23 protein-coding genes are annotated in these 10380 nt (G+C 62.6%); 1 reads left to right on the top strand and 22 read right to left on the bottom strand.

From position 1 onward, the window contains the following. From VF194_RS19710 to VF194_RS19700, 3 genes are all read right to left on the bottom strand, one after another. On the bottom strand, nucleotides 1-233 hold a 233-nt coding region (locus VF194_RS19710), incomplete at its 3' end, for a hypothetical protein (RefSeq protein WP_330892924.1). Between the two features lie 6 nt (nucleotides 234-239). Continuing rightward, the gene (locus VF194_RS19705; RefSeq protein WP_330892923.1) at nucleotides 240-476 is read right to left on the bottom strand and encodes a hypothetical protein; all 237 of its coding nucleotides are present in this window, start codon (nucleotides 474-476) and stop codon (nucleotides 240-242) included. A 7-nt stretch (nucleotides 477-483) separates the two neighbouring features. Further along, nucleotides 484-618 carry a hypothetical protein gene (locus tag VF194_RS19700; RefSeq protein ID WP_330892922.1) on the bottom strand — a complete coding sequence of 45 codons (135 nt, stop codon included), beginning with the start codon at nucleotides 616-618 and terminating at the stop codon, nucleotides 484-486. A 205-nt stretch (nucleotides 619-823) separates the two neighbouring features. Between VF194_RS19700 and VF194_RS19695 the strand changes: the two genes are divergently transcribed. After that, entirely contained in the window at nucleotides 824-1393 is a 570-nt protein-coding gene (locus VF194_RS19695) for a helix-turn-helix transcriptional regulator (protein WP_330892920.1), read from the top strand. A gap of 312 nt (nucleotides 1394-1705) precedes the next feature. Here the strand turns inward: VF194_RS19695 and VF194_RS19690 are convergent, their stop codons facing one another. From VF194_RS19690 to VF194_RS19600, 19 genes are all read right to left on the bottom strand, one after another. Next, entirely contained in the window at nucleotides 1706-2149 is a 444-nt protein-coding gene (locus tag VF194_RS19690) for a hypothetical protein (protein WP_330892919.1), read from the bottom strand. Continuing rightward, nucleotides 2146-2460 (bottom strand): hypothetical protein, encoded by a 315-nt coding sequence (locus VF194_RS19685; RefSeq protein ID WP_330892918.1) that lies wholly within the window; start codon nucleotides 2458-2460, stop codon nucleotides 2146-2148. Before VF194_RS19685 ends, VF194_RS19690 begins: the two co-directional genes overlap by 4 nt. Nucleotide 2461: 1 nt before the next feature. Then, on the bottom strand, nucleotides 2462-2626 hold the full coding sequence (locus tag VF194_RS19680) for a hypothetical protein (RefSeq protein ID WP_330892917.1): 165 nt from the start codon (nucleotides 2624-2626) through the stop codon (nucleotides 2462-2464). After that, nucleotides 2626-3198, bottom strand: a complete 573-nt coding sequence (locus tag VF194_RS19675) for a lytic transglycosylase domain-containing protein (protein ID WP_330892916.1) — start codon at nucleotides 3196-3198, stop codon at nucleotides 2626-2628. Before VF194_RS19675 ends, VF194_RS19680 begins: the two co-directional genes overlap by 1 nt. After that, nucleotides 3195-3398: a hypothetical protein gene (locus VF194_RS19670; protein ID WP_330892915.1), complete on the bottom strand. Its 204-nt coding sequence runs from the start codon at nucleotides 3396-3398 to the stop codon at nucleotides 3195-3197. The genes VF194_RS19675 and VF194_RS19670 overlap by 4 nt, the downstream gene beginning before the upstream one ends. Before the next feature lie 12 nt (nucleotides 3399-3410). Beyond that, on the bottom strand, nucleotides 3411-3785 hold the full coding sequence (locus VF194_RS19665; protein WP_330892914.1) for a hypothetical protein: 375 nt from the start codon (nucleotides 3783-3785) through the stop codon (nucleotides 3411-3413). After that, a complete protein-coding gene (locus VF194_RS19660; RefSeq protein WP_330892913.1) occupies nucleotides 3785-4399 on the bottom strand; it encodes a hypothetical protein in 615 nt (204 codons plus the stop codon). Before VF194_RS19660 ends, VF194_RS19665 begins: the two co-directional genes overlap by 1 nt. Nucleotides 4400-4402: 3 nt before the next feature. After that, nucleotides 4403-4747, bottom strand: coding sequence for a hypothetical protein (locus VF194_RS19655; protein ID WP_330892912.1), 345 nt, complete (start codon nucleotides 4745-4747; stop codon nucleotides 4403-4405). Nucleotides 4748-4754: 7 nt separating this feature from the next. Next, nucleotides 4755-5111: a hypothetical protein gene (locus VF194_RS19650; protein WP_330892910.1), complete on the bottom strand. Its 357-nt coding sequence runs from the start codon at nucleotides 5109-5111 to the stop codon at nucleotides 4755-4757. 1 nt (nucleotide 5112) lies between these two features. Beyond that, nucleotides 5113-5358: a hypothetical protein gene (locus tag VF194_RS19645; RefSeq protein ID WP_330892909.1), complete on the bottom strand. Its 246-nt coding sequence runs from the start codon at nucleotides 5356-5358 to the stop codon at nucleotides 5113-5115. Nucleotides 5359-5370: 12 nt separating this feature from the next. Next, nucleotides 5371-6384, bottom strand: a complete 1014-nt coding sequence (locus tag VF194_RS19640; RefSeq protein WP_330892908.1) for a hypothetical protein — start codon at nucleotides 6382-6384, stop codon at nucleotides 5371-5373. 256 nt (nucleotides 6385-6640) lie between these two features. After that, nucleotides 6641-7243 (bottom strand): hypothetical protein, encoded by a 603-nt coding sequence (locus VF194_RS19635; RefSeq protein ID WP_330892907.1) that lies wholly within the window; start codon nucleotides 7241-7243, stop codon nucleotides 6641-6643. Then, nucleotides 7218-7586, bottom strand: a complete 369-nt coding sequence (locus VF194_RS19630; protein WP_330892906.1) for a hypothetical protein — start codon at nucleotides 7584-7586, stop codon at nucleotides 7218-7220. Before VF194_RS19630 ends, VF194_RS19635 begins: the two co-directional genes overlap by 26 nt. Next, nucleotides 7580-8026: a hypothetical protein gene (locus VF194_RS19625; RefSeq protein WP_330892905.1), complete on the bottom strand. Its 447-nt coding sequence runs from the start codon at nucleotides 8024-8026 to the stop codon at nucleotides 7580-7582. The genes VF194_RS19630 and VF194_RS19625 overlap by 7 nt, the downstream gene beginning before the upstream one ends. Then, entirely contained in the window at nucleotides 8023-9210 is a 1188-nt protein-coding gene (locus tag VF194_RS19620; protein ID WP_330892904.1) for a hypothetical protein, read from the bottom strand. Before VF194_RS19620 ends, VF194_RS19625 begins: the two co-directional genes overlap by 4 nt. 182 nt (nucleotides 9211-9392) lie before the next feature. Further along, nucleotides 9393-9617 carry a hypothetical protein gene (locus VF194_RS19615; protein ID WP_330892903.1) on the bottom strand — a complete coding sequence of 75 codons (225 nt, stop codon included), beginning with the start codon at nucleotides 9615-9617 and terminating at the stop codon, nucleotides 9393-9395. After that, entirely contained in the window at nucleotides 9614-9793 is a 180-nt protein-coding gene (locus VF194_RS19610; protein ID WP_330892902.1) for a hypothetical protein, read from the bottom strand. The genes VF194_RS19615 and VF194_RS19610 overlap by 4 nt, the downstream gene beginning before the upstream one ends. Further along, on the bottom strand, nucleotides 9790-9981 hold the full coding sequence (locus VF194_RS19605) for a hypothetical protein (RefSeq protein WP_330892901.1): 192 nt from the start codon (nucleotides 9979-9981) through the stop codon (nucleotides 9790-9792). Before VF194_RS19605 ends, VF194_RS19610 begins: the two co-directional genes overlap by 4 nt. Continuing rightward, the coding region (locus VF194_RS19600) for a DUF736 domain-containing protein (protein ID WP_330892900.1) at nucleotides 9978-10380 on the bottom strand (403 nt) is incomplete at its 5' end. The genes VF194_RS19605 and VF194_RS19600, both read right to left, overlap by 4 nt.

The following is a 10380-nucleotide window of genomic DNA, read 5'->3' as shown; positions in this document are numbered from 1 at the left end:
GCGAGCGTGCGGATGCTGCCGACGATCAGGTGCGGTGTCGCCGCCTCCAGGGACTTTTTCAGTTGGCCGATCTTCGCCATGGAACGTTGCCTTTCGATGGTGCGCCAGGCTGCGCCTGGCTCAGGGGACGTTTCGGTTTTTTCTGGGAGGGGCTGGAAGGGCTGGCGTGGTGCGCCGGCCCTCCCCTCCCTGAAATCCGCCGCAGGCAACGTCCCGGAAGCGAGCGGCGGCAAAGCTCGTCAGAAATTCGGCGCCGGAACGAAAGCCACCGGCACGCCAGCATCCAGCTCGGGCGCGTCATTCAGCACATCGCTCAGGCCGGCCTGCGGTGCTGCGGCCGCCCTGGTGATCGCCGCATCCAGCAGCTCGCGCAGCACCCCGACCGGGACCTGCACTAGCTCTTCGCTCGGATGATCAAGGAGCTGATCGGCCATCTGGCGCAGCGCCGGCAGCGGCAGCGGTTGCTGATCCGTCATCGCCGCCTCACATCGGAAAGAGCGAGGCGCGGCGCTTGCGACGGTGCGTCGATTTGCGCCGGGTCGTGCGGCGGCGCGTGCTGCGCCGGGCCGTTTTCCGCTTGGTGGTTTTGCGGCGCTTGGCCGCTTTCTTCTTCGCCATGGTGACCCCTCACCTGCCTCAGTTGAACAAAGGCGGGGAAGCGGCCCTAGCGGCGGCTATTCCGGCAACCCTGGAGGAGTAAAGTCCGGGGGCCGCCTCCCCTGACACCATCCCTAGTGTCAATTGACGATTTACACACAAAAGAGGCGGATTGCAACTGTCAAGTGACATTGCGATACTCGGCCATCATCCCTAGGAGTCGGCCATGCCGCACAAGCGCGTCGTTGAGAGCGAAGATTTCACGTTTATCGAGACTGGACCCCGGGTCGAGCTGCCCCGCTACGGCGACGCAGAAACCGAACTCGACATGCGCGATGAGCCGGATATTGATGATTACATTGATATGGCGATTAAAGAGCAGCGCCTCACCTCAGAGAGCCAGCTCGCAGCTATGCTCGGCGTCACTCGCGCGACCGTTTCCAACTGGCGGCAGAAGAAGGCTTGGCCCAGCCGCGGCGTGATGTTGCGGCTTGCCTATTACGCAGGCGTTTCTCAAGACGAAGCCTTAATGCACCTGTTCATTTGGCAGGAGAAACAGCCGCACGTTCGCAAGTTATTGGTGCATATGCTGGGCGGCATCTACGGTCTAAAAAACACTTTCGCTGCGATGATTTTCATGATCGTCACAGCGATGTTCGGCGTCGGAATTTCGCCGCATGGCACCTCGCCTGCCAATGCGCGAACGGTTCCGGCACAGGCGGACATTCAGTCTGGAAAGACTGTATATTATGGAAAATTAAGACGGCGCTGGCGGCGGTTCAGAAAGCGTTCATAAACCGCCGCTTTCATACCCCGGATGCACGTCCCGGAAGAGATCATCCACAGGCTAGACGCGGCCAGCTTGTTCAAGATGGCCGCTGTCTACCGCGAGCTGGCGCATTGGTTCGATCTGCGCGCCCGCACGGCCCAGGCCATGGAGGATGCCGAGCATCGACGCCAGCACGCCGCCATAACGCGCCGCCAGAGCCTGATCGACCGCGACCGGGAAATCTGCCGGCTGTTCCGCGCCGGGCTCTCAGACGGGCAAATTTCGGCCTCTGTGGGCCTATCCGCCCGACAGGTGCGCCGCATCACCGCCAAATTGCGATCAGCGGCGCGCCAGGCGCAGCGGCGACGCCGGCGGAGCCTTGGACAGGATCAGCACCAGGCCGGCAGCGACCAGAGCCCAGAGCAACCAGTTGTACTTGCCGTTGCCGAGGGCGCCGAAGCCCGGCAGCGGGACCAGGCCGCCGCCTAGCAGGCTGGCATCGACCGGCGAGCTGGTCTCGATCGGGCCGTAGTAGTCGCCCTGCTTGGTCTGATCGAACAGGCTGAAACCCTGATTGCCGGTGGTGAAGCCGTTGCCGGCGAGCTGCGCCAACGCCTGATCACCAAGCCGGCCGACGATGCCGGACGCGCCATCGCGGCTATCGACGCCGCGCCAATAGCCGCCATCGGCAACGACGCTGCCGGCCTGCAGCCACGGCTTGGCGGCATAGACCTCTTCCGCCGTGTTGTAGGCCGGCAGCCCGATGGCAATCTCGATGCTCACGCCGCGAAGTCCAAACCGAGCAGCCCGAGCAATATCCGCAGAGGCGCAGCATAATCTACGATGGGAAGGTCAAGGCCGAACGCCTTGGCGAAGGGCTGTATCACGACGCCATAAACCACGCTGAAAGCCATGGCGTAGAGGATCACGGCGCGCGGCGTCAGCTTGTTGCCGGCGCGCTCGCCCTCGCTGGTCGCGTCGATCTGTTTCAGCGCGCGCTCTTGCGCCTGGTCGCGGGCCTTGTTGCGGTCGGGGATCACCCGGTCGATAACCGTCTCACCCAGCCCGAGCAGCTTGCTGATGATCCCCCACATGTCACTCCCCCGCCTCGATGGCGCGGAGCCGATGCTCATGGTCCCGCACAATCCGCACCAGGCCGCGCAGGTCTGCATGGATCGCGCCCAGGCGGTAGATGATGCCGCCCAGGCCGAAAGCCACGGTGCCGATGGCCGCCAGAGCCGATATCAGCTCAGCGCTCATCACGCCACGCCCCGCCAGGCGTCGCGATAGCTCTGCACGCTGGCGACATAGCCGTAACGGTTGCCGCCGCGCAGCACATAGCCGACCCCGGCATTGTAGCTGGACAGCCATTGCGCCTCGGTGACCGTGCCAAGCCGCGACGCCAGATAGTCGAAGCTCCACTTGAGCTGCGCCATGCCGAGCGCGATATTGGTGGCCGGATCGTACAAGCCGGCCGGATCGCCAGAGAAGCCGCGATCCCGCGCCGTCGAGTAAAGCAACTGCATCAGCCCATAGCTCGCCTCGCCGCGCGAGGCCTCGTAGCGATAGGCCATCGGGTTGAAGGCGCTTTCCTGCTGCATCACGCCCATGACGAGCGCCGGATCGAAAAAGCCGCCATATAGTTCGTCATTGAGCTGGCGCACGATGGCGAGATAAGCCAGCGGGCCGGCAGCGACCGGCGCGGAATCTTGCACCACCGGATCGGACGGTGGCAGATCGCCTGCCGGCGCGGCGGCCTGGGCCGACTTCGCAAAGCCGAGCCATGCCGCCACGCCGAGCAACCCCGCCCCGATCCACGCCCCCAAGCTCACAGCTTGACCTCCTGGCGCGAGCCATCGCCGTAAATGGTGATCTGATAGGTGCCATCGGCCCGGCGCTCGACACCATTGCCGATGATATCAGTCGGCCCCGGCGCAGGCTGTGGCGGGAAAGCTGCATCGTAATTGGCCTCCGCCGTCTCCTTGTCCGTTCCCATAGCAACAGCGATTGCAATCACTTCATCGCGCGTCACAAGCCCCCCCCCTCAGAGAAATTCATATTCGACGTTGCAATAATTGACCGCACCCGAGCCGATAAACCACAGGCCTTGCCCGCTGGGTATCACCAAGTCCTGGAAGAAAACGACGCCGGCGGAGTTAGCAATCGCGACCAGCGCCTTGCTGATGTCATTCCAGGACGACGGTGCACTTGTGCCGCGAAAGAGCATCGCGGTTGCGCCGCCGGAGACTATGCGAATAGCGACAAGGAGAATTCCATTCGTGTTGGATGCCGGCGACACCGCTTGCACTGCGGACGTTGAAACGGACGCGGACGAAAAAAACGACGACCCCGCCGCAACATGCGACTTGACATTAACATCAAACGGCGGCTGCGGCGCCGATGGAGTTAGAACGCTCATCAGCTTTCCTCGCTCAGATAACCGATATCAGCGGCGCCGGCCGCCGTGATGCCATAGATCGCCGCCGTGGTCTTATCGAGCGTAATCGTTGCACCAGGCGCCAGCTTGACCGCCGATCCCGCCACCACCGCCGCGCCACCGACATAGACATCGGTCGCGCCAAGGTTCATCAGCGTGAGCGACTGGCGCAGCGAGTTTGCCGGCGCAATCGGCGTAGCCACATTGGTCACGTTAACTTTGCCATCGGCAATCGTCGTTCCAACCGAGGTGGTCACCAGTTGCTTGGCGGGCGGCGCATAGACCTCGACGATCTGGCGGCCGCCGTCGCCCATCACCGAAGCGGCAACATAAAACTTCGCCCTCACACCCGGGCGCGCGTCCCAGCGAACGGTGATCTGATCGAACACACCCCCGCGCGCGTAATTGTTGATCGTCAGCGGCACCAGCCGGTTGTTGTTCTTGCCGAAGGCGACATAAACCAGCGTATCGCTGTCCTGCGATCCATCGGCGCGGCGCGCGTCGATGAAATTGAAGAAATCCCACAGACCGGTGATGATCTGCTTACCGGCGACATCGAGCGGAATTTCGATCAGGTCATTCGAGACAATCGCCATAGCTCAGGCCTTCAGGAGTTTCGGTCCGATGTTGACCGCCAGGGTCGCAAGCGCGCCGATGATGGCCGCGCGCGTCAAACCAGCCGACAGAGCATTTGCCGTCGTCTCCGCCGAAGTCTGCTGCGCCTTGGCGGCCTCAAGCGTGGCTTGCGCCTGCAGCGCGGTCACCAACACCTGCTGCTGCACGGCCTCGGTCTGCGCCGATCCGTTGGCGGCCATCGTGTCGACCAATTGCTGCAGCCGGCTATCGTCATTATTGATGGTGACTTCCGGCGTGAAATAGATCGTCGACGAATTCTGCACCGTCGTCGATTGCGAACCGCCGAACAGGCCGCCAAGGAAGCTCATCGCAACCTCACTTGTCCATCGTCAACAAGAGCAAACCGGCACCGCCCGCCAGCAGCAACGGCAGCATGCCATTGCTCTGCTGCGCCGGCGTGGTGGTGCCAAGCGATGGCGTCGCTCCGGTTGGCGTTACCTGCGGCGTGTAACCGCCACCAAGCACGCTGCTGAGGCCGGATGGATAACCATCGTTGCCAGACGCATTGGCCGGTGCGGATGGATAGCCGGTCGCACTGCCGCTCGGGTTGGCCGAGACATCGCCGCCGCCGAAGTTGATCACCGTGGACGGGTTGAAGGCGATCGACGTGGCCGTGGCGACGGAAGTCGATTGCCGGGTCGAGGTAAAATTCAAGCCAGGAATGCCCGACATGTTACCGCGCTTTCTTCTCCAGCATCATGAAGGCGACCAGGCCGACGAAAGCGAGCGCGACATACATCGCGACACGCTGCGTCGTCTGCGCCTGCAATGCCTGCTGGTTGGCCTGCTGCTGCGCCTGCAGGATGGCGAATTCACCCTGCTGATTGGCCGTCATGGCGGCAGCATCTGCATTCGCTTTCGCGGTGAAGATGCTGCCGGCCGCCTCGACGCCCTTGTCCAGAATGTCCAAAAGGGACATGGCCGACTCCGATCAAACGGCGAGGTTGCGCAGGCCCTCGCGGGTAACGGCGATCTGGCAGGTATTGGCGCCCTGCTTGGTGACGTTCATGTAGAGCACCAGATCAGCCGGGATGCCGCCCGTGTTGATCGCGGTGATCGCCGATCGGAACAGATCGAAGTTCCACCAATAGACGCCGACCTGCGGATCGACGCCAAGGAAGCGCGCCATGTAATCCTTGAGGTGACCCGCATTGAGCGAGCCATACACGTCACTGCCGACCTTGAGCTCCATCTTGCCATTGGCCAACACGGTATCGACACCCGCATCGTCGGCCAGGGTCTCGATATGCAGCGAGCGATAGAACACGCCGGTCTTCTCGTCGATGATGACCGGATAGGCCGAATTGCTCTGCGTCACATCGACGATGCGCTGATCCAACACGCGCGTCATCCAGAAGCGCGGCTTGCCGGCTGATGGCCCGTCGCGGAACAGCGGCTCCGGGTCGCTTTCATAGAGCCCCGAGACTTCGCAGGTGACATTCGACAGCACAGCGCCGTTGGGCGTCACATAGAAGTCGGAGCAATCGGCAGCGGCCCAGTTGATTTTGAGCTGCGCGGGCACGCCCGGAATGCGCGGGCTGCCCAGATTGAGGCCGGTGTCATCGGGCCGCACCGCATGCGGCAGATACAGCGTGACCGGCAGATAGATCACATAATCGTAAGCCGTGCCGGTCGCCGACGGCAAAGCCGCCGACATGCCGTAGGGCAACCGCTTGTAGGTGTTGTAAGCCAGCGCGCACAGAGAGGAGCCTGGCAGATCTACGATGGTATCCTTGCCATTCACCTTCAACGACAAGCCACGAATGATGCGCGCCAGCGTGTTGAATTTGGCTCCAGCCGGCAGCGTGCCGCCAGTTGTGATGCGGAACGACAGCCGCAGCATCATTTCATAGAGCACGCCCCAGCGGGGAATGTCGATGAAGGTGCTGCCGCCAGCGCTGTACTGAAAATCCGGGCCCATCTCCCGGAAGGATTTATTTGCCATGATCCCTCTTCCCTCTCCTTGCCCACCCGATCAGGGCCGCTTAGATGCGGCCCTTCACGAACTTGTCGTAAACCACCAGCGCACCGATCACGATGGCGGCGGTCATCAGCATGCCCTTGGTCATCTGACCTCTCCTTTTCGAGCATCAACAAAGGGCACGAAGGCCCCCACGGGGAGGATGGTTACAGCGGGGCTGGAATAGGCTTCAAACCCGTATACGTACCTACGTATACGGGCCGAGGCCGGAAAAATGGCCCTAGTAGATTTTTTTCTCGAAAGCGCCGTCGCGCTCGGTCCAGACCAGCGCCTGGCCGCGCCGCAGGGCCGGCAGCCTGGCCGCCAGATCGTCAAACCATTCATCGGCCAGATAGCGCAGATCGCGCCGGCCATGGATCCGATAGCTGTAAACCTTGGTCGCCGCAGCCGTGAGATTGCGCGGCATGTTGGCAGGCCGGCGCGCGCTCGCCTTGATCGTCAGGCGGCGATGCCGACCGGCGTTGATGATCCAATCGGCATGCACCGGCACCGGGTAGATCGGCATCATGCGATCCACATCGTCCCAAAGCAGCACCCGGTTACCATAGACCCGCGCGCATTTATTCGCCCACTCAAATGCCGCGACCGGCCCCATCACGCCGAAGCCGCGCCAGCAGATGCGCCGCTCGCCGCGATCCAGCGCTTTGACCAGATCAATCGGTGACGAGCAAATCACCGCGTTGCGGGTCAAAACTTCCTGCTCGTTGATATCGTAAAGGATCGCCGGCTGCGGGCCGATATGAGAAAGAGCGAGGAAGGTTTTCCCCTCCCCGCTCTTGCCGAAATACAGCTCGACGCTAGGCCGCTGCTGACTGATCAGCATGCTCCGGCTCCGGCTGCGGCAGCGGACGACGATTGGCCATGATCGTCATGCCGACACCGCCGAGCGTCAGCCACGCCATGATCTTCGGATCGGCGCGATCGAGCAAACCATAGACCCGCGCGACATTGAGCAACGCGCCGCTCATCATCCGGCACTCGTCCGGCTCAAGCGGCGTCACGCGATAGCGGGCACAGGCATAGACGCCGATCACATTGACTGCGCCAGCAACGGCGGCCTGCAGCTCATCGGGCCTAGCCGGCTGATCAGATGGTGCCTCGACAGACTCCGGCTCTGGCGTCATCGCCGCCGCTTCATCGCGGAGCTGCTGTTTCTCGTCTACCATTCCCATGGCATCTTCACCCCGTCTTCCTTCTTCGCCGTCGGCTTGCGCTGCGGCGGCTTGCGCGCGGGCTGCGACTTCGGCGCCGGCCTCGAAGCCGAGCGCTGTTGCGGTCGCGGCGTCGGCGGTTCCGGCGCCGGCTCGACCTCGATCTCCTCTTCCTCGATTGCCTCCTCCAGTTCGCCCTGGACCTCTTCGCTGTCCGGTGACGGTTGATCGCCCAGCCATTCGCTCCGCTCCTCTTTCGGGATTGACCACTTGGTGATGCTCTGCGCCAGCAGCCTATTGCTGTGCGCCGAACGTGGGAAAATCTGGCTTTGGCAACCGCCATCGGCGGGCGGCGGGCAGACCATATAGAGATAGCCGCTATCGCTCACCTTTACCGGATGCGGTCCCGATTTGCAGATCGGACATTTTGCATGCCCTATAATTTTCTTACTCATCGTGCCTCCTCGATAAACCTGTAACGCTCGCTGGCGCGTTTCAGCTTGCGTTGCTGCTCTGGGTCTTTGAGTGCGAATTCCTTCGCAGCGGCATAGAGCCGATCCAGCGCCAACACATCGCTGATTTCATCCTCGCCGCGATTATCGATTGCGTAAAAACTATGGCTGATCCCGCCGACCATTTTTATAAGCTGCGCCTTGATCGCATCGGCACGGGCCGTAACCCGCCGCCCGCGCGGCGCCAGGAACGGAACCGGCGTCAGCTCTTGCACGACATTCCAGAACGGATGCAGCGGCCAGCGCGCCCGATTGCTGTCATTCGTCGGCACCGTCAGCCGGCGCGATTGGACCGCCTCGCGCACTAGAGCGTATTGCCATTCAATGAATTCGGAGAGGCGACGGATGCCGCGATTTTGCAGCCACTCCTTGGCGAAGCGAATTTCCAAACGCCACACGTCAGAGCGCACCGCGCCAGGCAGGCCATTTTCCTCCCAGATCGGATACATCCACTCCTTGCCGCTGGCTTCGGTGATTTCCAGCGTCTTGTTGTACAGCTCGACTTGCAGCGTCGATTTGCTGCCGAGCGTGAGCGTTTCGATCCTGCCGCCGCGACTGAATGTCGTGACCTTATCGAGATGCGGCAGCGTGACGGTGCGCGCCTTACACTTAGCCGGCATCAGAACACCCTCTGCCAGTCTGACGGTGGCAGATTCCGCGAAGCCTGGCGCATAGAAATCATAGGCGATATCCGCGCGAGTCAGCCGACGATAATCGTCATCATTTGGTTCCCCGAGCTTGTCGAGGATCGCTTTGACGCGCTCGACGAGATCGTCGATGCCGTATTCCCACAAGCCGGCAGCCAGGTAGCGGACGGTGATCGACCAGCCCGCGCCGCCAGGCTTGAACATCAGCAGGAAATCATCATTGCCGGCGACCCAGCGAAAGCCGCCCCTGGCGCCTGTAGATCGCACCTGGAGCAGCTCACCGCCAACGCGGTACGGCGCCAGGCCCTCGCCGTCGTCGGACAAGTCCGCCGCTTCCTGCCGGCAGCGCTCCAGATCGTCGGCGGCAGCCTGGTGCAGGATGTAATTCCAAGCCTCCTGGACGGTATCCAGTTGCTTGCAGAGCCATATCCAGCCCTTGGGCATTGGAATTCCTGGCAGATTGGCCGGTTCCCGATCCATAAAATGTATCCCGTACCCCCCCTATTAGAGGGTGGGGGGGTACTCTCCCCCCTCGATCGAGGAATGGAACTTTGTGGGAACATACCCCGCAGCGGAGCGGCGGCCTGAGGCCCTACGGTCGAACCGTTCCCATCGGGTGTTGGGGGCCTCGCGAGCCGTACCAAACCGCTCCTTCGGGGTATTCATGCCGGCACCCGCGACTGCGCCAGGATGCCATTCATGCTGCGCGCAGCTTCCAGGGCCTCGCGCTGCGTCCGATAGCGCCAGCCCATGCCATCGGTTGATTTACCTGTAGGATGCCGGCCGGCCTGGTCGACCAGGACAACGCGCCATTCCCAGGTATGAAAGCGCCCGCCAACAAACTTGGCGGGCACCTTCTCTGCGACATAGAGCGGCCGGGCGATCACTCGCCCGGCTCCGTCACATCGCCCTGCAATCGCGAGACCATTTTGGAATGATCTCGCAGCAGGCGACCGAGCGTCTGACGGCTCACCTTCACCGACTCCGAAGAGCGCCGGCATTTGTCCAGCGCCAGGTGAGCGTCATGGAACTCGTGGCTTGTCGTTTCAAGCTGCAGCTTCATGCCGTGCGCCTCCCCGCGCCAGCCTGAGCGCGCTGGCCGATTTCGGTGTGCAGCCACCGCTCCGCGTCCTGCAGAAATCGCTTCTGCAGGTCGAGCATCGCGGCGGCCTTCACCGACTGGATGAGCCGCAGCAGCTGCCGCAGCTCATCGTCGCTGTAGCCTTCCAGGCTCATCACGACGCCGCTCATACTGCAGCTCGCTCGGGCCGGTTCCAGATCACATCCCACTCGCCGGCCTTATCGGCGGGGAACGCGGCGCAGCTCAACGGCGCTTGCCAGCTCGGATCGTCCAGCGACATGCTGAAATATTCGCGGCCGTTGTGCTGCTTCTTCCACGCCGCACCGATGTTGACCGCCTCGCCCTGCGCGGTGATGGCATACACGATGTAGGCCGGCGCGCCTTCAGCATCGCGACCGCTCGGCTCCAGGTGGAGCTGCACCGAATGCGCGAGCGTGCGGATGCTGCCGACGATCAGGTGCGGTGTCGCCGCCTCCAGGGACTTTTTCAGTTGGCCGATCTTCGCCATGGAACGTTGCCTTTCGATGGTGCGCCAGGCTGCGCCTGGCTCAGGGGACGTTTCGGTTTTT

Source organism: Ferrovibrio sp., from assembly GCF_036381655.1.
Lineage (GTDB): Bacteria > Pseudomonadota > Alphaproteobacteria > Ferrovibrionales > Ferrovibrionaceae > Ferrovibrio.
The sequence above is the reverse complement of the archived record's forward strand: the minus strand, read 5'-3'. Positions and strand labels throughout refer to the sequence as shown.

Excerpts from the sequence above, each read along its gene's own strand:
- VF194_RS19705 (WP_330892923.1), bottom strand. The coding sequence starts at position 476 with ATGACGGATCAGCAACCGCTGCCGCTGCCGGCGCTGCGCCAGATGGCC.
- VF194_RS19700 (WP_330892922.1), bottom strand. The coding sequence starts at position 618 with ATGGCGAAGAAGAAAGCGGCCAAGCGCCGCAAAACCACCAAGCGGAAA.
- VF194_RS19695 (WP_330892920.1), top strand. The coding sequence starts at position 824 with ATGCCGCACAAGCGCGTCGTTGAGAGCGAAGATTTCACGTTTATCGAG.
- VF194_RS19685 (WP_330892918.1), bottom strand. The coding sequence starts at position 2,460 with ATGTGGGGGATCATCAGCAAGCTGCTCGGGCTGGGTGAGACGGTTATC.
- VF194_RS19680 (WP_330892917.1), bottom strand. The coding sequence starts at position 2,626 with ATGAGCGCTGAGCTGATATCGGCTCTGGCGGCCATCGGCACCGTGGCT.
- VF194_RS19665 (WP_330892914.1), bottom strand. The coding sequence starts at position 3,785 with ATGAGCGTTCTAACTCCATCGGCGCCGCAGCCGCCGTTTGATGTTAAT.
- VF194_RS19660 (WP_330892913.1), bottom strand. The coding sequence starts at position 4,399 with ATGGCGATTGTCTCGAATGACCTGATCGAAATTCCGCTCGATGTCGCC.
- VF194_RS19655 (WP_330892912.1), bottom strand. The coding sequence starts at position 4,747 with ATGAGCTTCCTTGGCGGCCTGTTCGGCGGTTCGCAATCGACGACGGTG.
- VF194_RS19650 (WP_330892910.1), bottom strand. The coding sequence starts at position 5,111 with ATGTCGGGCATTCCTGGCTTGAATTTTACCTCGACCCGGCAATCGACT.
- VF194_RS19645 (WP_330892909.1), bottom strand. The coding sequence starts at position 5,358 with ATGTCCCTTTTGGACATTCTGGACAAGGGCGTCGAGGCGGCCGGCAGC.
- VF194_RS19640 (WP_330892908.1), bottom strand. The coding sequence starts at position 6,384 with ATGGCAAATAAATCCTTCCGGGAGATGGGCCCGGATTTTCAGTACAGC.
- VF194_RS19635 (WP_330892907.1), bottom strand. The coding sequence starts at position 7,243 with ATGCTGATCAGTCAGCAGCGGCCTAGCGTCGAGCTGTATTTCGGCAAG.
- VF194_RS19630 (WP_330892906.1), bottom strand. The coding sequence starts at position 7,586 with ATGGTAGACGAGAAACAGCAGCTCCGCGATGAAGCGGCGGCGATGACG.
- VF194_RS19625 (WP_330892905.1), bottom strand. The coding sequence starts at position 8,026 with ATGAGTAAGAAAATTATAGGGCATGCAAAATGTCCGATCTGCAAATCG.
- VF194_RS19620 (WP_330892904.1), bottom strand. The coding sequence starts at position 9,210 with ATGGATCGGGAACCGGCCAATCTGCCAGGAATTCCAATGCCCAAGGGC.
- VF194_RS19610 (WP_330892902.1), bottom strand. The coding sequence starts at position 9,793 with ATGAAGCTGCAGCTTGAAACGACAAGCCACGAGTTCCATGACGCTCAC.
- VF194_RS19605 (WP_330892901.1), bottom strand. The coding sequence starts at position 9,981 with ATGAGCGGCGTCGTGATGAGCCTGGAAGGCTACAGCGACGATGAGCTG.